Origin of the sequence: Cytophaga aurantiaca DSM 3654, assembly GCF_000379725.1 — a bacterium.
Taxonomy (GTDB): Bacteria; Bacteroidota; Bacteroidia; order Cytophagales; family Cytophagaceae; genus Cytophaga; species Cytophaga aurantiaca.
Window position 1 is genome coordinate 12,901 of record NZ_KB903644.1, and the last position, 22,569, is coordinate 35,469.

Sequence of the window (22,569 nt, forward strand, 5' to 3'; positions counted from 1 at the left end):
TTACTTAATACGTTTAATATATTATGAGAAACAACAACCAAGCTCTTGTCTGGGTATTTCGATTTATCGTCGCGATACTCTTTATTTTTTCCGCATATACAAAACTTATTCCGATCGAAGCTTTTGAAAAACAATTGGTCGACCAAGGCATTACTAACTGGTGCTTCGCTCCCATTCTTGCTAGATGTATCATTTCATTTGAATTCTTTTTAGGCATTGCTTTTTTACAAAATCATTATTTCAAGAAATTTATTTTGCCGGCTACAGCCTTAATGCTTATTGCATTCTGTATTCACTTAACGTATCAGATGATTACACAAGGCAATTCAGGAAACTGTGGTTGTATGGGACAAATCATCCCGATGACACCGCTGCAAGCCTTAATTAAAAATGTTATTACACTTGGTTTATTAGCGTATATCTTTTTCAACTATAAGATCATTAAAGATCAGAAACACCGCTATCCGATTTTCATTTTGCTTGCGTGTTTTGCAATCATCTTCTGGAAATACAGACCGGTATGCGGATGTGATGCAGGTAGTACAGCTGTAGCTCCACAAACAAATGTTATTGAACCAATCATAAAGATCGATACGGTATATGTTGAAAAACCTGTAAATGGAAAAGGTACAAAAACACCAACAATAGATCCGAAGAAAACTCCATTGACAAAAACCGAACCGATCAAAACCGAACCGGTAGCTGACGTAAAACCAGGTCTGCCTAAAACAACTTCGATCTTTGCTCCTTATAAAAATTTCAGCACAGGTATTACAACGAATTTAGATGCAGGTAAAAATATCGTCTGTCTCTTCAATGTGGATTGCGATCATTGCATGAACACGTGTAAAGAACTGATTGAAATTCATAAAACAAATAAGCTCCCTCCTGTTTACATTTTATTCTGGGGAGAAGAATCTCAGAAAGATGCCTTCTTCAAATTTGCTGGCGGAAGCTTCCCGTATGCATTTGTTGATGCAGGTAAATTCTTCCGTTTATTAGACAAAGCTCCTTCACCGCCAAGAATAGTAGTATTGGATGAAGGAAATATTGTTGGCGATTTCACATCTGACACATTCAAAAAGCAAGCATTGCTTGATGCAGTAAATAAATAATATGTTTTCTAAATCTGTTGCAGGTCTTTTATTTATCTGTTTGTTCTTAGTATCGTTTGATATTAAAAACACACGTTCGGTTAAACTCAAACGCATTGTTATTGATGCAGGTCACGGTGGTAAAGACCCGGGCTGCAACGGTAAATCATCCAGAGAAAAAGACATTACCTTAGCGATTGCCTTGCAATTGGGTGAATTAATAAAAACAAATCTGCCCGATGTGGAAGTAACGTTTACCCGTAAAGACGATCATTTTGTAGAATTGCACGACCGTGCTTCGATCGCAAATAAAATTGCTGCCGACTTATTTATTTCCATACATGTGAATGCCGGTCCGGAACAATTTCTGGGAACAGAAACCTATTGTATGGGTTTGCATAAATCCGAATCGAATATGCTGGTCGCTCAACGCGAGAACTCTTCTATTTTAATGGAAGCAAATCAGCAAAGTAATTACGATGGTTTCGACCCCAACAAACCAGAGTCGTATATTATGTTTTCACTGTATCAAAGTGCGAACTTAACAAACTCCATGATTCTTGCAGGACAGATCGAAGAAGAATTCAAGACCTACAATCAGCGCTACAGCAGAGGTGTTAAACAAGCAGGTTTTTTAGTGCTTTGGAAAACAACAATGCCATCGGTACTTGTAGAAACAGGTTTCTTAACACATGCAGAAGAAGAAGTGTATCTGAACTCTGAAAAAGGAAAGATGCATACAGCGTATGGTATCTATAGTGCGATAGAGGACTATAAGCAGATGATCGAGGCTGAGTAAACAGGGGCCGGACACGATTAAAGGATTGCCCAAAAATACACGATTACTTCGGTAGTTAATTTTATGAGCTGTGAAAAGATTAAGAATTTAAATATGAATAAATAACTAAGCTCATTTATTGTACTGCCCAGCTTCATTGCCGTCACATTTATGTGACGGATCACAACACGATTACGACACGATTAAAGGATTGCAAGATAGACAGGATTAGTCCACGATTACGACACGATTAAAAGATTAATACGATTGACAGGATTACTCCGGTGGTTAATTTAATTGTTTATTTAGTATTATACTTTTTGATTAAGAAAAAAAACTCATAACTTATTACTAGTTATTTACTCCTTATTACTTTTTACTGACCACTGTCTACTGACAACTGACCACTTAGTTTTATGACCGACACTCAATTACACGACCTGAAATTTCCTATTGGTGAATATAACAAAACAGTTAATCCATCGAAAGAGCAACTTGCCGCTTTTATCTCGGACATTCATTTATTTCCGCAACGCTTGCGAGAAGCAGTGGAATCTTTGACACAAGCGCAGCTGGATACCACGTATCGTCCGGGTGGGTGGACAATCAGACAAGTGATCCATCATTGTGCAGATAGTCACATGAATAGTTTTATTCGATTTAAACTGGCTTTAACAGAAGACAATCCTACCATCAAACCCTATTGGGAAGACCGTTGGGCAGAATTGGTGGATAGTAAAATGGCAATCGAATTCAGTCTGCATATTTTAGATGGCTTACATACACGCTGGACTGCCCTACTGGATTCGCTTACAGAAGCAGAACTAAAACGGGTATTCAAACATCCGGAACATTCGACACCTTTTAAAATAGACGAATACATTGGATTGTATGCTTGGCACAGTAATCATCATCTTGCTCATATTACAGAATTAAAGAAACGGAAGGGCTGGTAAATTTCTTTATTATTAATTTAACTCTCTATAATAAAAGAACCTCGTTTAAAATTAAATGAGGTTCTTTTATTATAGAGTATTCAAGTTTATTTCACACTGATCCATTGACCAATCACTTATAAACATTCAAACCGTTGGCTAAAGCACAACGGCAATGAAGCGCGGCAGTTCTTTAATTAACATTTGCCGCGCTTCATTGCCGTCACATTTATGTGACGGACAAAATACAGATCCCAAAAAGGAAACCCATTTCAATCGAATGGGTTTCTTTTTTTATTGGAATAACTTCTAAAAATCAATATAATCCAGTTTTATAAAAAAAATATTCTAAAAAACGTTACCTATACGTAAGCGGTATGTATATGTTTTAAGAATGGAGTTATTTATTAATTCTATTTATTGAACAATGCATTAACCTGTATGTATATGAAACGATATGTAAAAATCATTTTTCTTTCCATCATCTTCTTAAGTTCCAATATATTATTGGCACAAGATCAATGTAAAGTTGTAGGCTGGGCCACACAGAACGGCGGCGTAACAGGTGGCGGCACTGCTACTCCGACTGTTGTAACAACCTATGCAGCTTTAAAGACAGCACTAACTACTACATCTGTAAAAGTAGTACACGTTTCAGGTACAATTACTTTTCCAACTAACGGTCGCATTACGATTCAGGATACAGATGGCAAAACCATTATTGGTTTAGCAGGATCAAGAATGATATCGGTTGATAAAACATCAAGCGGTTCCGGAATCTTATATGTAAAACGTACTACAAACCTGATCATGCGTAACCTAACGTTTGAAGGTCCGGGTGCATATGATGTTGACGGAAATGATAACCTTACATTCGACGATGTTCAAAATGCATGGGTAGACCATTGCGATTTCCAAGATGGTATGGATGGTAATTTTGATATGAAAAACATGACCAACTACATCTCTGTAACCTGGTGTAAATTCAGTTACAACAAGCCTCCTATCGCAGGTGGATCTGGTGGTTCGAACGATCACAGATTTACAGATCTAATCGGAAGTTCTGATGGCGCTACACAGGATGCAGGTAAATTGAAAATTACATTTCAATATTGCTGGTGGGCACAAGGCTGTGTAGAACGTATGCCACGTGTTCGTTTCGGACAACTACATATCGCGAACTGTTTATATAACAGTACTGTATCAAACAGCTGTATACGTGCAGGCTATAAAGCAGATCTATTAATTGAAAGTAATGTATTTATTGGTGTAAACAAACCAATTGATCTATACAATAATGACTTTACTGCTGTAACAGCAAAAAATAATATCTTTACAAATACTAGTGGAGGTACTACAGGTAGCGGAACAGCATTCACACCTCCCTATACATTAACAATATCAGCAGCAAGCGGCGTACAAAGTTTAGTAACCAATACAGCTTGCGGATCGGGTGCAACATTAGACAGTCCGACACAATGCGGTTGCGGCACCGTAGTAAATCAAAATCCTACTGCAACATTAACAGCTCCTGCATCCGGAGCAACAGGTTGTGTGGGTACAGCTATAACAATCAGTGCAACAGCAACGGACGATGTTTCTATTTCAAAAGTGGACTTTTATAATGGAACAACATTACTTGGTTCAGATAACAGCTCGCCATATTCAATCACATACACACCAACAGCTGTTGCAACATTATCCATAAAAGCTACCGCTACAGACGGCGCTGGCTTAACAGGAACATCCGGCACAAATACCGTTACCGTAAATGCCTTGCCAACAGCAACGGTTTCTTCTTCAACAACAAACCTGTGTACGACAGGATCTATTGTATTAACTGCAAGTTCAGGTTCTTCTTACAAATGGTTTAACGGAACAACGCAAGTAGGAACTGCTGCTACATACACAGCTACTGCTGCGGGTTCATATACTGTCGAAGTGACTAATGCTGCAGGTTGTAAAGCGATATCTGCTGCACGAACATTAACAGGAACGCCTCAGGCAATCCCTACGGCTTCTTCTTCAACAACAAATCTGTGTACGACAGGATCTATTGTATTAACTGCAAGTTCAGGTTCTTCTTACAAATGGTTTAACGGAACAACGCAAGTGGGAACCGCTTCTACCTATACCGCTACAACAGCGGGAGACTATACAGTAGAAGTAACCAATGCTTCCGGTTGTAAAGCAACATCTGCTGCAAGAATACTGACAGGTACTCCTCAAGCAACACCAACCATTACATCCCCTGCTACATCTTTCTGTACAGGAGGTTCAGTGGTGCTTACTTCAAGTTCAGGAACATCATACAAATGGTTTAGCGGAACTACACAAGTAGGGACAGCTTCAACGTACACAGCAACTGCAGCGGGTTCGTATATGGTAGAAGTTACAAACGCTTCAGGATGTAAGGCAACTTCAACTGCTACCCCAATTACAATAAGCACTGCAGCAACTCCAACAATATCTGCTCCATCTACATCCATTTGTGACGGAAGCTCTATTGTTCTTACATCAAGTACAGGTGCATCTTACAAATGGTTCAATGGAACTGCACAGGTTGGAACAGCAGCTACATACACTGCTACAACATCCGGTCCATATACGGTAGAAGTAACTTATACAGGTGGATGCAAAGCAACTTCAGCGGTTACGCAAATCGGGATAACAGCTTTACCAATTGCAACTATTACTGCACCTGCTACATCATTCTGTACAGGAGGCTCTGTAATACTTACAGCAAGCACAGGCTCATCTTACAAATGGTTTAGCGGAACTACACAAGTAGGGACAGCTTCAACGTACACAGCAACTGCTGCGGGTGCGTACACCGTAGAAGTAACAAATGCTTCAGGCTGTAAAGCAACTTCAGCGGTTACACAAATCGGTGTAAATACATTACCGACAGCAACCATTACCGCTCCAGCTACATCATTCTGTACTGGAGGCTCTGTAATACTTGCGTCAAGCACGGGCTCATCATACAAATGGTTTAACGGAACAACACAAGTTGGAACAGCTGCAACATACACGGCAACTACTGCCGGTGCATATACCGTAGAAGTAACAAACGCATCAGGATGTAAAGCAACTTCAGCGGTTACACAAATCAGTGTAAATACATTACCGACAGCGACCATCACAACTCCTACCACATCTATTTGCTCAGCCGGTTCAGTAGTGTTAACTGCAAGTACAGGTTCCTCTTATAAATGGTTCAATGGAACTACACAGGTTGGAACAAATGCAAGTTATACTGCAACTGCTGCAGGTAATTATACGGTTGAAGTTACCAATGCAAGCGGATGTAAAGCAACTTCAGCTGTAACATCCATTACACTATCAACATCAGCTACTCCAACAATAACCGCACCTGTATCCTCCATCTGCGACGGAAGCTCTGTAGTACTTACTGCAAGTTCAGGAGTTTCCTACAAATGGTTCAACGGTACTACACAAGTAGGAACAAGTGCAACTTATACCGCAACAACCTCCGGTGCGTATACGGTAGAAGTAACAAATGCCGGCGGCTGCAAGGGAACATCGGCTGTTACACAAATTGGAATATCGGCCTTGCCAATAGCAACCATTAGTGCCAGCGCTACATCTTTCTGTACCGGAAAATCTGCTGTACTTACTGCAAGCACAGGCACTTCGTACAAATGGTTTAATGGCACAACACAAGTTGGTACTGCAGCAACATACACAGCAACTACAGTGGGTGATTATACCGTAGAAGTTGCAAATTCAAACGGATGTAAAGCAACTTCAACAATCACACAAATCACCGTAACTACTATACCTACTCCAATTATAACGGCTGCTACAACATCTATCTGCTCAGGGGGAACAGCAATCCTTGCTTCAAGTAGTGCCGCTTCATACAAATGGTTTAATGGAACGACTCAGGTAGGAACATCTTCTGCCTATACAGCAAGAGATGCAGGCGCATATACGGTAGAAATTACCGATGCAAATGGATGTAAAGCAACGTCAGCTGTTACACAAATTAATCTAGCTTCATATGTCACCTGGTATGCAGATACCGACAACGATGGTGTTGGTGATGCTGCTGTCTCTGTAAATACATGTACACAACCAAATGGGTATGTTGCAACTTCCGGAGATAATTGTCCGACCGATGTAAACAAAACAGAACCCGGCAATTGCGGATGCAATCATATTGAAACTCCTACATGTATTACTACCGGAACGATCAATGGTTCAAATCCGAATATCAAAGTTGTGCCGCAACCATTTGACCTAAACACTTCAATTACCATTGAAAATTTAGGAACGATTCAATCCGTAACAATCATTAGTAGTTCCGGTGCAATTGTTGAAATAAAACAAGGTCTAAATACAGAATCGATTCTGATAGGTGATTCATTGGCATCGGGTTTATACACAGTTCTTATTCAATCTGAAACAGGAATCTACACAACGAAGATTGTGAAAAAATAACTTCGATTTTCAGGATAAAAAGGAAGCCATTTGTATTCGTTTACAAGTGGCTTCCTTTTTTATAAACCCCAAATCCCCTAAAGTGGACTTAAGGTCATTACTTCATTCATTTCTTATAGAAGTTCATATCTATCTAAGTCTTATAAAATTACTTCATAGCAATTGTTAGAGTAAAGTTCCCTTTAGTGGATTCAGGGGTTATTTTTTATAATCCTATTGTATTAACCTTAATTAGGCCAAACACTAAACACATCTAAAAATAATTCTATTTATTAATATTAAATCTTGTCTCTTTATAAAAACAGAATAATTCTCTGTTACTTTTTTTAGCCTTTTTTGTATTAGATATAGACCAATATCATTTTCATAACCGACATCATTTCTATGAAAGATTTTACGCTCCTTTCACGTTTTCGTCGAATCATTTTTATGATTCCTCTTTTATTGTTTTCCTTTCAGGAAACATTCGCTCAAATGCAGCTCGAAAAACTCGACCGAGGGGTTACTGCAGTAAGCATGGGCGGAGCCAAAGTATTTGTAAGCTGGCGCTGGCTGGGAACAGAAGATGACATTACGTTCAATCTTTACCGAAACGGAACAAAAATCAATGCCACGCCTCTAACAGTATCCAATTACACAGATAATGCAGGAAGTACTACCGCTTCTTACAGTGTAACAACTATTGTTAATGGTGTTGAACAAGCTGCTTCTGCCGGTGTTACACCTTGGGCACAACAATATTTAAAAGTTCCTATTACTGCACCAGCTGGCGGAACTACTCCGGATGGCATTGCATATACCTACGAAGCAAATGATGCAAGTATTGCGGATTTAGATGGTGATGGCCAATGGGAAATCATTTTAAAATGGAACCCAACCAATGCAAAAGACAATTCACAATCCGGCTATACAGGAAACACCTATATAGATGCGTATAAAATGAATGGTACAAGAATGTGGCGCATTGATTTTGGAAGAAATATTCGTTCAGGTGCACACTATTTAGATTTCATGGTGTATGATTTTGACGGAGATGGTCAGGCAGAAATGATGGCACGTACAGCAGAAGCAACTATTGATGGCACAGGCGTTGTAATTGGAAATGCAAATGCCGATTACAGAACAACTGCAGGTTATATTTTAACGGGCCCGGAATACATTACTGTTTTTAATGGTAAAACAGGAAAAGCAATGGCAACTAAAAATCTATACCCTCCAAGAGGTGTAGTAGCTGACTGGGGAGATAATTATGGAAACCGTGTGGACAGGTTTAAAGCATGTGTTGCATACCTTGATGGACAAAGACCTTCAGGTGTTTTTACCCGTGGCTACTATGCAAAATGGGGAGCAGAAGCAATTGACTGGAGAAACGGTCAGCTTACGACACGCTGGACATTTATGGTTCCTAACAATAGTGCAGATCCTAATTATTCTGAAGGTGCACACAGCTTAAGTGTTGCCGATGTAGATGGAGATGGAAAACAGGAAGTAATTACAGGCTCGTTAATTTTAGATGACAACGGAACGGTTTATTATAATACCAACATTGGACATGGAGATGCCTTGCATGTATCCGATCTTGATCCGGATCTGGCAGGCCTTGAAATTTCTCACATACAGGAACCAGTGGGCAATGCGGGGCTTTACATGTATAGCGGAAAAACAAAAAATGTACTTTGGAGAAAAGCAACAGCGGCAGGTGAAACAGAAGGTCCCGGACGTGGCGTATGTGCAGACATTTCAGCACAATACCGCGGAGCAGAATCCTGGTGTGCCGGAGGTGGTATTCCAGGTGTATTCGATTGCAAAGGAACTCTTACAACACTAGCTGCTCCTCAATCCTGTAATTTTTTAGCGTGGTGGGATGGTGATGTACTTCGTGAATTATTGAACAATACCATGATCGACAAATACGGAACAGGTCGATTATTGACTGCATACAACATTGCTCCCATTGCATCAAACAATGGAACAAAATCTACACCATGCTTAAGCGGTGATATTATGGGCGACTGGAGAGAAGAAGTAATCTGGCGTGCAGCGGCAAACGATGCCTTGTATATCTTTACAACAACAACTCCGTCGACATACAAATTCAGAACCCTTATGCAAGATCCACAATATCGAGTGGCAATTGCATGGCAAAACACAGGTTACAATCAGCCGCCACATTTAAGTTATTATTTGGGTGATGGTATGGCAACACCTGTAAAACCAAATATTGCAGTAATCCCTCCTGCAAACCTTGCAACATGTTCTGCAACGATTACTTCGCCATCAACCGCAATGTGTGCAGGCGGATCGGTTGTATTAACAGCAAGTAGCGGCGCATCATACAAATGGTTTAATGGAACAACACAAGTTGGAACAGCATCTACATATACAGCTACTGCTGCCGGATCGTACACCGTAGAAGTAACAACCGCAGCAGGTTGTAAAGCAACCTCAGCAATAAAAACAATTACCGTAAATCCGCTTCCTGTTATTACACAATATATACAGGTAAATGCAGGTGCATGGCTCACCGCTGCAACTGCTTCTGTTTGCGAAGGCAATACCGTGAATTTAGGTCCGCATCCAAACCTTGCTGCAGGTTGGAGCTGGATAGGTCCGAATAATTTCACTTCCACTTTACGAAATCCGACTCTTACAAATATCGTTGTTGCAAATGCAGGAAATTACATTGCAACCTATACCGACGCAAATGGCTGTAAAGCAACAAGCACATTTGTATTGCAGGTTACTAAACCAACGGCAAGCATTACATCTCCTGTTACATCGTTTTGTGCAGGAGGTTCAGTTGTGCTTTCTGCAAACACAGGAACAGGATTGACATACCAATGGTCGAATGCTGCGGGTGCAATTACAGGTGCAACCAATGCAACCTACACAGCAACTGCTGCCGGTGCTTATACCGTGGAAGTAACAAATACTGCTGGTTGTAAAGCAACTTCAGCGGTTACACAAATTACAGTAAATGCAACCCCGATTGCAACCATCACATCTACTGCAACAGCATTCTGCACGGGTGGTTCTGTAATGTTTACTTCAAGTACAGGTGCTTCTTACAAATGGTTCAATGGAACAACACAGGTTGGAACCGCTGCAACCTACACAGCAACTGCTGCGGGTGCTTATACCGTAGAAGTAACAAATGCTTCAGGTTGTAAAGCAACTTCAACCATTACACAAATTTCAGTGAATACATTACCGACTGCAACCATCACTGCTCCTGCTACTTCGTTCTGTACAGGCGGATCAGTTGTACTTACTGCAAGTGCGGGCACATCGTATAAATGGTTTAACGGAACAACGCAGGTTGGAACTGCTGCAACATACACAGCAACTACTGCGGGTGCTTATACAGTGGAAGTAACAAATGCGGCAGGTTGTAAAGCAACTTCAGCGGTTACACAAATTACAGTAAATGCAACCCCTACTGCAATCATCACATCTACTGCCACATCATTCTGCACGGGTGGTTCTGTAATGCTTACTTCAAGTACAGGTACTTCTTATAAATGGTTCAATGGAACAACACAGGTTGGAACGGCTGCAAGCTACACAGCAAATGCTGCTGGTGCTTATACAGTGGAAGTAACAAATGCGGCAGGTTGTAAAGCAACTTCGGCGGTTACACAAATAGATGCTGCCGGATTACCTATTGCTATAATCACCTCTCCTTCTACTTCATTCTGTAATGGCGGTTCTGTAGTACTTACTTCAAGTGCCGGCACTTCTTACAAATGGTTTAACGGAACTACACAAGTGGGTACTGCAGGTTCTTATAAAGCAACCGTCGCAGGTTTATATACGGTAGAAGTAACGAATAGTGCGGGCTGTAAAGCCACTTCTACTGGTGTAACAATCACCGAAAACACAGCAGCCATTGCAACTCCAACCATCACTGCTCCTGCTACTTCATTCTGCGCGGGTGGATCAGTTATTCTTTCTTCAAGTACCGGCGCCTCTTATAAATGGTTTAACGGAACAATACAGATTGGTTCTTCATCTGCCTACACTGCAACTGCAGCGGGTTCGTATACAGTAGAAGTAACAAACGCTTCAGGTTGTAAAGCAACTTCTGCTCCAATACAAATCTCCATTGCTTCGACCGTAACCTGGTACGCAGATGCAGACAACGACGGTTTGGGTGATATTACCAACACGTTAAATGCATGTACCAAACCGAGCGGATATGTTGCTGTTGCTGGAGATCTTTGTCCAGCCGATGCAGGTAAAACTGAAGCAGGTAATTGCGGTTGCGGACATACCGAAGCTTCCTGTTTAGATTGTAACGGTACTCCAAACGGAACTGCATTCATAGATAACTGTTCAGTTTGTGTAGGTGGTACAACAGGCAATATAGCTTGTGTTACAACTGCAACTATAAATGGAACATCTGCAACAATTCATGTTGTTCCGCAACCGTTTGATGCAAACACAACGATTACAGTAGAAAATTATGGAATGATTCAATCCTATACTATTATTAGTGCCTCAGGTGCTCTAGTTGAAACAAGACAAGGTTTGAACAGTAGTGAAATTACAGTTGGTGAAGGTATTGCTTCCGGACTTTATACCGTAATCCTCATAACTGAAAAAGGAACATACACAACGAAGATTGTAAAAAGATAGATAATTATAAATTATAAATTATAAATGAAAACAAAGAGGTCATGTAAAATTTTACATGACCTCTTTGTTTATACATTAAAGGAAATGAATTCATAATTCATAATTCATAATTCATAATTCATAATTCATAATTCATAATTCATAATTCATAATTACTTACTGTACTTCAAAAACACTTCAACAGCATTATCTCCTTTAGCAATGTAATTTAACACTCCTGTTGAATACGACATAGCAATGCATATTCTGGATGTTCCAATATGAATATCTTTCAATCCTCCTACCAATACTACCCCCTTTTGATACCGGTAATTTCCTCCAAATTCAATTAAGTTTTGAAGAGTAACAATCGCTGCCAATTGAAAATCATTTTTATGATACTGCTGATATTTATACCACGCGTGTGTAGTTAATTCAATGTATGGATTAATAAAAAGACTGTATGAAGCATTTACATTGTACTGTCTTCTCAATTCAAATGTTTGTCCGATTGGAGTAAGTGTTTTTTGAAATACCTGCTGCATGGAAGTCCCCACTTTCAATTTTCTTCCTACCAACCACAAACCTAAACTACCATCATACGTAAAATCAGAACCTCCCGCACTGGATTGAGTAGCCTTAAATGCATAGCTCACCATGCCAAACGACAACCCTGCTGATAAATAATAAGCCTCCGTAATTCTTATATCAAATGCATACCTTCCATATGCTCTGTTTTTACTAAAAAAATCACCTTCGCTATTATTAAAGAGTTGTACACCTACATACTGTCTTGCATTCGGATTTTTAGATTTAATGCGAAAATTGGCATCAAAGTATGTTTGTCTTACTCCTCGAAAAATGCCTATTTGAGACTTATGTCCCATATTAAGTATTATTTCAGAAGTATCTGTATTAGCAGGGTTTATCAGGTAATAATTTTGAAAAAACTGATCGTAAACATCGGGCATAAGTGTTCCATTTTGTCCTTCTACAATAGAAGATACACCAAAAAACACTACAAGAATATACCACTTAATGTTGTAATTCATTGAACAAAACAACATGAATTCCGTTAATAATAAAATATTTTTTACATTTATTACTAAAATAATCTACAAAAGGTTGTTACTTTTTACGAAGTAGTTTGTCATAATAACAGTGGAGGATATAAACAGAACAATTGTTGAGTGTATCAAAAACAGGCAAAACGAGAAAGCGTTGTCTTATTTGTACAGCCATACCCTCAAAAAAGTAAAAGGTTATATCTTAAACAACAATGGTTCGCAGGATGAGGCAAACGATATATTTCAGGATGCAGTTATTATCTTCTTTAAATCTGTCATTGAGAATAAATTCGAGAATAACTTATCTGTTGATGCATATATTTTCACAATCAGTAAAAATTTATGGATCAATACTGCTAAACGAAAACGAAACCTTGTGCATGTAGATATTCAGGATCAACATTTGTCTGATAATACAAACGATCAGCTTGACACGATGATCTCTAAAGAAAAACGAAAAGCACTGGATGTAGCCTACAGTAAATTGGATGAAGCCTGCAGAAAATTATTGGGCATGGTTGCATATGAAAAACTAAGCATGAAAGAACTTCAGGAAAAGATGAATCTTACAAGCGAAAATGCAGCAAAAACAATGCACTACAGATGCAAGCAATCTTTCCATAAAATCATAAAAGAAAATTCTGATTTATTAAATATTCTAAAGCCTTGAGAACAGATCTGGAACAATATTATCTGATTGATCAATACCTTGAGAACAAACTCAAAGGCGATGAATTGAGTGCGTTTGAAAATCAACTAATGCAAGACGAAACATTTGCACAAGAGGTTGCCGAACAACGTATGTTAAATGGATTTATACTGGAAGCGGAATTAAAAAATGTACGAACTCAAATTGAAAAGGATTTATCAAACATACAAAACCCATCTTTCTTTAGAATGAACTGGAAGTGGATTGGTGTAGGCTTAGTTTCTTTATCAGCAATTTTATATTATGTGCTCCCTGATAAAGACGTTGTAAATCCATCTATCCAGGAATCTACAGTACATTCAAATGAAAATAAAACGCAACCTGTTATTGCAGCATCAGGAGAAGTTGATAAAGCAATACATCAGACTCAGTCTAACAATACAAATCAAAATTCACAGACACCAAATGCTATTTCAGCAACTGAAGTAAGCAAAACAAAAGATGTAATTACAGCGACTGATAATATTCAGGCGACCGAACATAAAGAAGTAATCATACCAACAGTTAGTGAGCTGATAAACACAAACCATACCTCTTTAATTGAAACAAAACCTACAGAAGTATCTAAAACAATTGATTGCTCTGTAATTAAAATATCTGCTTCAATTACAACTGGAACATCTTGTTCGAACACAGAAACCGGATCTATTCATATTGATAAAATATCAGGCGGTATTGCTCCGTATGTATTCACATTGAACAATAAAAAAATTAAAGAAAAAAATATTTCGGATCTGGGTGCAGGCACATATGAAGTAAAAGTTTCTGATAAGAATGGTTGTTCTACGGAATACATAGCAACTGTATTGGAAAAGAACTGTACACCAAGTCTGCAACAAGGAGTGAAATTTAACATCAATCCAACTATTGGTGAAACATGCAGCATCCCATTCGATGCAGATAAAAAAGGAAACGTAACGATATACAGCCGCAGCGGAAAAATTATTTACCGTGCAAGCAATCCATCTGCAGATCATGTTGAATGGTCTGGAACAGACGGCTACGGGGTACTTGCCGAGGCAGGGCTTTATGTGTATATTATCGAATATACTGATGGCACAAAAGTAACGGGGGAAGTAAATATTATTAGATAATGAAACGTATCAACTACATATCGTATCTGTGTCTTTTCTATTTTTACATAGCAGCATTATTTTCTGCTGAAGCACAAACATATTATACCATTCCGGATGATAGTCTGTATAAGGCTTTAATGAAAAATTACGATACACTTTTTAATGCCAATGGTCAATTGATTGTTGCAAAAGCAAGAGGAATGTCCGCAGACTTGAATCTCGATAATGCCGGAATTACAAATGCAGATGGTATCCAGTTCTTTGAATCAACAGGTATTCTTCGTTTACGCAATAATAAACTTACAAGTATTCCTCAGTTAAGTTCTATGAAAGGTCTTCGGAGAATTTATATAAACGGGAATCAAATCACCTCTATTCCCGACCTTACTGCACTTTATAAATTGGCCGATCTATATATTGTAAACAACAAGATCGTTTCATTAGCAGGATCAAATATTGAAACAAAAACAACGTTGTTGTATTTAACCTGCTCAGGAAATAACATTACAACACTACCAGATCTTTCTCAATTGACAAATTTAAAAACATTGTCTGTAGATCACAATCCGCTCACCTCGCTTCCTGACTTAAAATTCAATACCGGTTTACAGCAATTAGACGTTGGAAATACCGATATACATATCATTCCAAGCCTTGACTCTTTAATTAATCTGGAAAGATTCAATTGCGATAATAGCAATATGACGAAACTTTCGGGCTTGGATAGCAATACAAAACTCATAAAAATTTCTGCAAAAAACTGTCAACTTACTTCTCTTCCCTTCTTCGGCAATAAACCGAATTTAATATCTGCTACAATTGAAAATAATTATCTCACGTTTGAAGATCTGATTCCATTAACATCATTGAATACATTTTCTGTGTTTGCCTATTCACCACAAAAAGAAGTAAGCCTGCCTTTATATGCAACTATTCGCGAAACAAACAATTTCACGTATCAGGTGTCTATTGATCCGGCACTAACTACCAATAAATATACCTGGCATAAAAACGGAATACAGGTTCTGATAGATTCTCCTCAAAACTATTATACGTTTGCTCCTGTATTTATGGGTGATTCAGGAACATACTACACCACTATAACCAACCCTGCATTAACTGGATTAACGTTAAGAACTAATTATTCAAAATTAACAGTTCGTCCATGTATTGAAATCAACACAATAAATCTTAGTGTACTTTCTTCGGATTGCCGTGAAGGTTCATTAATCGATATTGCAGGAACTACAATTGATGGGGGAACTGCACCAGTAAGCTATACCCTGCAATCAACCAGTCCGGTAAGTAATATTCCAGGTAGTACTGATACTCAATTCAAGAATATAATTCCCGGGACGTATATATTAACAGTAACCGATTCTAAAAACTGCTCGGCTATGAAACCGTTCCTTTTAGATAAAGGAGTTGATTGTGAATCTGTATTCTCTCCTAACGGAGATGGCATCATGGATAATTATTTCATTCCGAATACAGGAACAATACAGATCTACAATTCTTCTAAAAAATTAATCCGAACAATGAGTGTCCCTGCCGCATGGGATGGTACAACCAATGATGGCAGTTTAGCAGATGCAGGTTATTATGTTATTGTTATAAACGGATCCAGCAGCTTTGGCGTAAGCCTTATGAGATAAATTCCCTTTCCATTTAATAATATCCAATCGTACCTCATTCATAAAAAAATGAATGAGGTACGATTTTTATAAGCTTATTCAAACCAACAAATACAATCTCTTTCAGATAAAAGCTGAATAAACCCGTTACTTTTTTAGATTTTTTTTGTCTTAACGTTAAGTGAAGCCTTCTAATTTAAATGCTATAGAATCGTATGAAGTCACAATCGATAAAACTATTGCTTCCCGGGATTATACAGAAATCATCACAACGAAGATTGTGAAAAATAAGACTAGTAATTATAAATTATGAATAAAAAAATATTTGTATTTGCCATTTTACTTGTTTGCTTCAATACATTTATAAGCATCCGTAAAAGTATTGCCCAAACCATAGCATTCCCTACTGCTGTTGGTTTTGGTAAAGATGTAACCGGAGGTCGCGGTGGAACAGTTTATCACGTAACGAATCTAAATGATTCTGGAGCTGGATCATTCCGTGATGCGGTTAGTGTATCAAACCGCATTATTGTATTTGATGTAAGTGGCTATATCACTTTGCTAACTGCAGTTTCCTGTAAAAGCAATTTAACTATTGCAGGACAGACAGCACCTGGAGAAGGTATTGGTTTTAAAGGTGGAGAAATTTCCTTCGCCAAATCTTCTAACATTATATGCCGATACATTCGTATTCGTCCGGGTAGCGAAACTGCCAGCACGGAAGACGATGCTCTTAGTTTATATTTAGCAAGAGATGTTATTATGGATCATTGTTCTTTTTCTTTTGCTCCATGGAATAACATTGACGGTGTAAGCGATGATTACGTAAACCGTCCTGTAACAAACATTACCTTTCAAAATTGCATAATCAGTAATCCCACTGGTCAGCAATTTGGTGCACATTGCGAATCAGTTAACAGTAATTGGACATGGGCATACAACATCTTTGCAAATTCTCACAATAGAAATCCACTCGATAAAGTAAATGACATCTTTGTTAATAACGTACTATACAATTGTTCTGCAGGATATACCACACACACCAGTACAAATTTCAAACATGACATCATAAACAATTATTTTATCAAAGGACCTGCATCTACAGGTACAGACAATCAGTGGTATCAGGTAGATAAAAATCAAAGTATTTACTACACCGGAAATTTAAAAGACAGTAATTTAGATGGAATTTTAAATGGCACTTCTACGACCCCCTATTGGTATCAAGGTGCGGGAACTATTTTAACAGCGCCATGGTCAACGCTCACAAATGCTATAACTACGTATAGTGCAGCTACTGCATATCGTTATGCTGCCTCGGTTGCCGGAACATTTCCACATGACCAAATGGATCAATTGGTCATGTCTCAAATAAGAAAACTTGGATCAGGAACAACCGGAACAGGTGCAAACACATGCGGCCCCGGTGGAGCATTGTATACAAGTCAGACGCAAACAGGTTTAGGGAATGATGGTTATGGAACAATCGTAACAGGTACCAAACCAACAGATACGGATAATGATGGGATGCCTGATTTCTGGGAGAAAACGTTTGGTTTAAATGGCAACAGTAATGATGCGATGACTAAAGGCAGCGATGGTTATGCGAATATTGAAAAATACATCAATTGGTTAGCAGAAGTGCATGCACAAACGTTGCAAAACACCGCTGTTGATTTAGATCTTAGTACCTATGCTGGAGGATTTGCAAATGTTTCTCCGACATTTACTGTCAGCAATGCACTAAACGGAACAGTAGCACTAACAGGTACAACAGCACACTTTACTCCTGCTACAAATTTCTCCGGAATGTCTAGTTATACATTTACTATAAAAGGATCGGATGGAACAGCATTCACTTTTACAGTTTCTGTTGTAGTTGAACCTTCGGGGACAGCATGTATTACTCCGGCTGCAACAATAACTGCTACAGGAAATACAACTTTCTGTGAGGGAGGTAACGTCAAATTAAATGCAAATGCAGGAACAGGTTTAACTTACCAGTGGAAAATTGGAACAACTACGATTAGCGGAGCAACAGCACCATCTTACACAGCTGCAGCCAGTGGTTCGTATACAGTAGTTGTAACCAAATCTTCTAATTGTTCTACCACATCATCTGCCGCTACAGTAATAGCAAATGCTTTACCAACTGTTACCATCACATCTCCTGCAACATCTTTCTGTACCGGAGGCTCTGTAGTGCTTACAGCAAGCACAGGTGCATCTTATAAATGGTTCAACGGAACAACTCAGGTGGGAACAGCGGCAACTTATACTGCAACCACTGCGGGTTCGTATACAGTGGAAGTAACCAATGCTTCAGGATGCAAGACAACTTCAGCTGCAACAACAATAACAGTATCTGCTGCGCCGACTGCAACCATCACTACTCCTGCAACATCTTTCTGTACCGGAGGATCAGTGGTACTCACTGCAAGCTCAGGTGCATCTTATAAATGGTTCAACGGAAGCACTCAGGTTGGAACAGCGGCAACCTATACTGCAACCACTGCGGGTTCGTATACAGTGGAAGTAACCAATGCTTCAGGATGTAAGGCAACTGCTGCTGCAAAAACAATAACAGTATCTGCTGCGCCGACTGCAACCATCACTACTCCTGCTACTTCATTCTGTACAGGAGGATCAGTGGTACTCACTGCAAGCACAGGTGCATCTTATAAATGGTTCAACGGAACCACTCAGGTTGAAACAGCGGCAACCTATACTGCAGCCACTGTGGGTTTGTATACCGTGGAAGTAACAAATACTTCAGGATGTAAAGCAACTTCAGCTCCCATACAAATATCTATTGCATCATCCGTAACATGGTATGCGGATACAGACAATGATGGTCTGGGGGATGCTGCCAATACATTAAGTTCATGCACAAAACCTAATGGTTATGTTGCAACAGCAGGTGATGTTTGTCCGGCGGATGCAGGAAAAACGCAAGCAGGTAACTGCGGTTGTGGTCATACGGAAGCTTCCTGTTTAGATTGTAATGGCACTCCTAACGGAGCCGCATTCATAGATAACTGCTCAGTTTGTGTAGGCGGAACAACAGGCAACACAGCTTGTGTCACAACTGCAACCGTAAACGGTACGTCTGCAAATATCAATGTAGTACCTCAACCCTTTGATCTAAGCACAACAATTACTGTAGATCATTACGGAATGATTAAATCGTACACCATCATTAGTGCATCAGGTGCGCTTGTTGAAACAAGACAGGGATTAAATACAACAGAGGTTACACTTGGTGAATACATTGCATCTGGCTTATACACGGTAATCATATCTACCGAACAAGGAACATACACAACCAAGATTGTAAAAAAATAAGAATGCCAATTATGAATTATAAATTATGAATAAAAAATTCATAATTTATAATTCATAATCAATTAAAATACAGAATATTACTTTACAACAAGAAGTTAATACATAAAACTGGTTACTTTTAAAAATTTTGTTTGTATTTAAAGTTAGATCATTTGTCTTCTAACTAACTTCATGCATGAAAGGATTTTCTATTCTCTCACAATTTAAATACATCATTTTTATTTTATTTATTGTAGGGTTTTCTTCCCTACACACCAATGCACAAAGCCCAATTCAAAATCAATTGGGAACAAATATTAAGTTCACTGTAGCTAAAGATGGTTCCGGCAATTACACTACCGTTCAGGCAGCTATTAATGCTATACCCAATAATAGTACAACTCCACAGGTTATTTTTATCAAGAAGGGAACATATACTGAAAAAGTAGAAATCCCTTCGACTAAAACACATTTAGTTTTAATCGGTGAAGATGTTGCAAGTACTATCATTGCTTATGGTGACTATTCAGGATCTGGGAAAATATACAATGGCATCATCACTTATGCCAATGGAACAGCAATCGGAACTTCTACAAGTCATACACTTTATGCCGCTGCTCCTGATTTTACAATGATGAATATTACAGTTATAAATACTGCAGGAGATGTAGGTCAAGCTGTGGCACTAAACTCAAATGCTGACAGACAATTTTATTACCACTGCAAAATAACAGGCCACCAGGATACTTATTTAACATGGGCCGGCACACGATACTATTTAAAAGACTGTTATCTTGAAGGTGCAGTTGATTATATTTTTGGAGCTGGTGTTGCGCTATTTGATAGTTGCCAATTGAATAGTGTAAGATCAGCCACGTGCATAACTGCTGCTTCAACAGTCCAAAATTTTAAATTTGGTTATGTATTCCAAAATTGCAAAATCACATCCAACTCAGGTGTCACAGGGGTTTTCCTAGGAAGACCTTGGCGCCCCTATTGTCAGGTAGTATTTATAAACTCGGAAGAAAGTTCTGTCATAGATCCTGCTGGATGGAGCAAATGGTCTGGCAATACAAATGATCAAACCTGTTATTATGCTGAATACAAAAATTGTGGACCGGGTTCGGGTACTGCAAATAGAGCTACATGGACATATCAGCTTACAACTGCACAAGCAGCGACTTATACACGAACAAATATTTTTGATAAGAATGTAAATCCAACTCCATTTACAGCGAACTGGGATCCAAATCCTGAAGGCGATATCTTTTATAATATTGTAAATAACAACACAACACCTTTTATCACATCTGCTTGTTTTACAACAGTAACACAACCTCCTGTTCCTAAAAAATACATTTACAATTACGATAACAGCGGAAACTTATCCTGGACAAACACCAACAGCTGGACACCAAAAGCAGTACCCACTTCTATTGATACCGTCATCATCCGTAGCGGTGAAGTACAGATTGCAAATCTAAATCAAACGGCTCCTGTTATGGTGGAACCAAACGGAACACTTCGTCTCATCGCCAGCTCCACTCTGAATGACCTAAGACTTCAAGGAGGAATGTTAAAAGTATCTACCAGCAATCCTGAATTCGATCTCCAAGCAAACATTACTGTCGAACAACCTTCTTCTATTCAAGCAGGTTCTGTACCTGCTACTATATTTGGTATCAACGGAACTATTAAAGGTTCTGCCAATCTTACTAAAACAAGTGTCGGAATATTACTCATCAATAGTGATGCCTCTGCCTTTAAAGGAAAATGGATCGTACAAAGTGGTGTACTCAAAATTGCATCCGTAACTGGAATGGGAGTTTGTGGTGTACATGTCAACGCCGCTGCTCGACTAAATATTCAAACACCTTCTACTGCGGCTATTTATTCACTAAAAATTGATACTACTGGCGGAATTGATTTGAATAACAATTTAACTACCGAAGTAACAATATTGGGTTCAACAAATCTTTTAGCGGGATCTTTCAAAACTGCCAACTACCCTGCTTACATTGGCAGTACAGGTACACTTAAGGTAAATAAAAGCATTTTAAGTTTAAACGGACCTGCTACTTTCTGTCAAGGAAATAGTGTAACACTTGCTTCTGCTTCAGGCGTGGCTTATAGCTGGCTTAACAACAATACTCAAGTAAGTACAAATACAACCTATACAACAAATACTGCTGGTGCATATTCCGTATATGTAACAAACTCCAGTGGATGCACTGTTTCTTCGGCTCCGGTAAAAACTACTGTCAATTTAATCCCTACCGCTACCATCACTGCTCCTGCTACTTCGTTCTGTACAGGCGGATCAGTTGTACTTACAGCAAGCACAGGTGCATCCTATAAATGGTTTAATGGAACAACACAGGTTGGAACAGCTGCTACTTATACTGCAACAACTGTCGGTTCGTATACCGTGGAAGTAACAAATGCAAGTGGTTGTAAAGCCACTTCAGCTGCAACAACAATAACAATATCTGTAGCACCGACTGCAACCATCACTACTCCTGCTACATCATTCTGTACAGGAGGATCAGTAGTGCTTACAGCAAGTACAAGTGCATCTTATAAATGGTTCAACGGAAGCACTCAGGTTGGAACAGCTGCAACATACACAGCAACTGCTGCAGGAACCTATACGGTAGAAATTACAAATGCTAGTGGCTGTAAAGCAACTTCTGCTGTGACACAAATTTCAGTTTCAGCATTGCCAACTGCAACCATCACATCTCCTGCTACATCATTCTGTACCGGTGGTTCCGTAGTTCTTACTACAAGTACTAGTGCTTCTTATAAATGGTTTAATGGTACAACACAAGTTGGAACAGCTGCGAGCTACACAGCAACTGCTGCAGG

11 protein-coding genes are annotated in these 22,569 nt (G+C 39.0%); 10 read left to right on the forward strand and 1 reads right to left on the reverse strand.

Features of this window, described 5'->3' with window-relative positions:
* Nucleotides 1-23 precede the first annotated feature (23 nt).
* The 5 genes from A3EE_RS0112725 to A3EE_RS21960 all read left to right on the forward strand — a co-directional run bounded on the left by A3EE_RS0112725 (nucleotide 24) and on the right by A3EE_RS21960 (nucleotide 11,912).
* On the forward strand, nucleotides 24-1,115 hold the full coding sequence (locus tag A3EE_RS0112725) for a DoxX family protein (protein ID WP_018343836.1): 1,092 nt from the start codon (nucleotides 24-26) through the stop codon (nucleotides 1,113-1,115).
* Nucleotide 1,116: 1 nt separating this feature from the next.
* Entirely contained in the window at nucleotides 1,117-1,893 is a 777-nt protein-coding gene (locus A3EE_RS0112730; RefSeq protein ID WP_018343837.1) for an N-acetylmuramoyl-L-alanine amidase family protein, read from the forward strand.
* 395 nt (nucleotides 1,894-2,288) lie between these two features.
* Nucleotides 2,289-2,828: a YfiT family bacillithiol transferase gene (locus A3EE_RS0112735; RefSeq protein WP_018343838.1), complete on the forward strand. Its 540-nt coding sequence runs from the start codon at nucleotides 2,289-2,291 to the stop codon at nucleotides 2,826-2,828.
* A gap of 426 nt (nucleotides 2,829-3,254) precedes the next feature.
* Nucleotides 3,255-7,274 (forward strand): Ig-like domain-containing protein, encoded by a 4,020-nt coding sequence (locus A3EE_RS21415; protein WP_018343839.1) that lies wholly within the window; start codon nucleotides 3,255-3,257, stop codon nucleotides 7,272-7,274.
* A gap of 429 nt (nucleotides 7,275-7,703) precedes the next feature.
* Nucleotides 7,704-11,912: a rhamnogalacturonan lyase family protein gene (locus A3EE_RS21960; protein ID WP_018343840.1), complete on the forward strand. Its 4,209-nt coding sequence runs from the start codon at nucleotides 7,704-7,706 to the stop codon at nucleotides 11,910-11,912.
* Between the two features lie 152 nt (nucleotides 11,913-12,064).
* Here A3EE_RS21960 and A3EE_RS0112750 read toward each other — a convergent pair whose 3' ends face one another.
* On the reverse strand, nucleotides 12,065-12,943 hold the full coding sequence (locus A3EE_RS0112750; protein WP_018343841.1) for a PorP/SprF family type IX secretion system membrane protein: 879 nt from the start codon (nucleotides 12,941-12,943) through the stop codon (nucleotides 12,065-12,067).
* A gap of 109 nt (nucleotides 12,944-13,052) precedes the next feature.
* Between A3EE_RS0112750 and A3EE_RS0112755 the strand changes: the two genes are divergently transcribed.
* The 5 genes from A3EE_RS0112755 to A3EE_RS21425 form a co-directional block, all read left to right on the forward strand.
* Complete coding sequence (locus tag A3EE_RS0112755) at nucleotides 13,053-13,628, forward strand: RNA polymerase sigma factor (RefSeq protein WP_018343842.1); 576 nt, start codon at nucleotides 13,053-13,055, stop codon at nucleotides 13,626-13,628.
* On the forward strand, nucleotides 13,625-14,761 hold the full coding sequence (locus A3EE_RS0112760) for a SprB repeat-containing protein (RefSeq protein ID WP_018343843.1): 1,137 nt from the start codon (nucleotides 13,625-13,627) through the stop codon (nucleotides 14,759-14,761). The genes A3EE_RS0112755 and A3EE_RS0112760 overlap by 4 nt, the downstream gene beginning before the upstream one ends.
* Nucleotides 14,761-16,398: a leucine-rich repeat domain-containing protein gene (locus tag A3EE_RS0112765; protein ID WP_018343844.1), complete on the forward strand. Its 1,638-nt coding sequence runs from the start codon at nucleotides 14,761-14,763 to the stop codon at nucleotides 16,396-16,398. Before A3EE_RS0112760 ends, A3EE_RS0112765 begins: the two co-directional genes overlap by 1 nt.
* A gap of 288 nt (nucleotides 16,399-16,686) precedes the next feature.
* Nucleotides 16,687-19,722: a T9SS type A sorting domain-containing protein gene (locus tag A3EE_RS20550; RefSeq protein WP_018343845.1), complete on the forward strand. Its 3,036-nt coding sequence runs from the start codon at nucleotides 16,687-16,689 to the stop codon at nucleotides 19,720-19,722.
* A 175-nt stretch (nucleotides 19,723-19,897) separates the two neighbouring features.
* Nucleotides 19,898-22,569 (forward strand): pectinesterase family protein (locus tag A3EE_RS21425; RefSeq protein ID WP_245553843.1); only part of this gene is annotated, 2,672 nt, incomplete at its 3' end.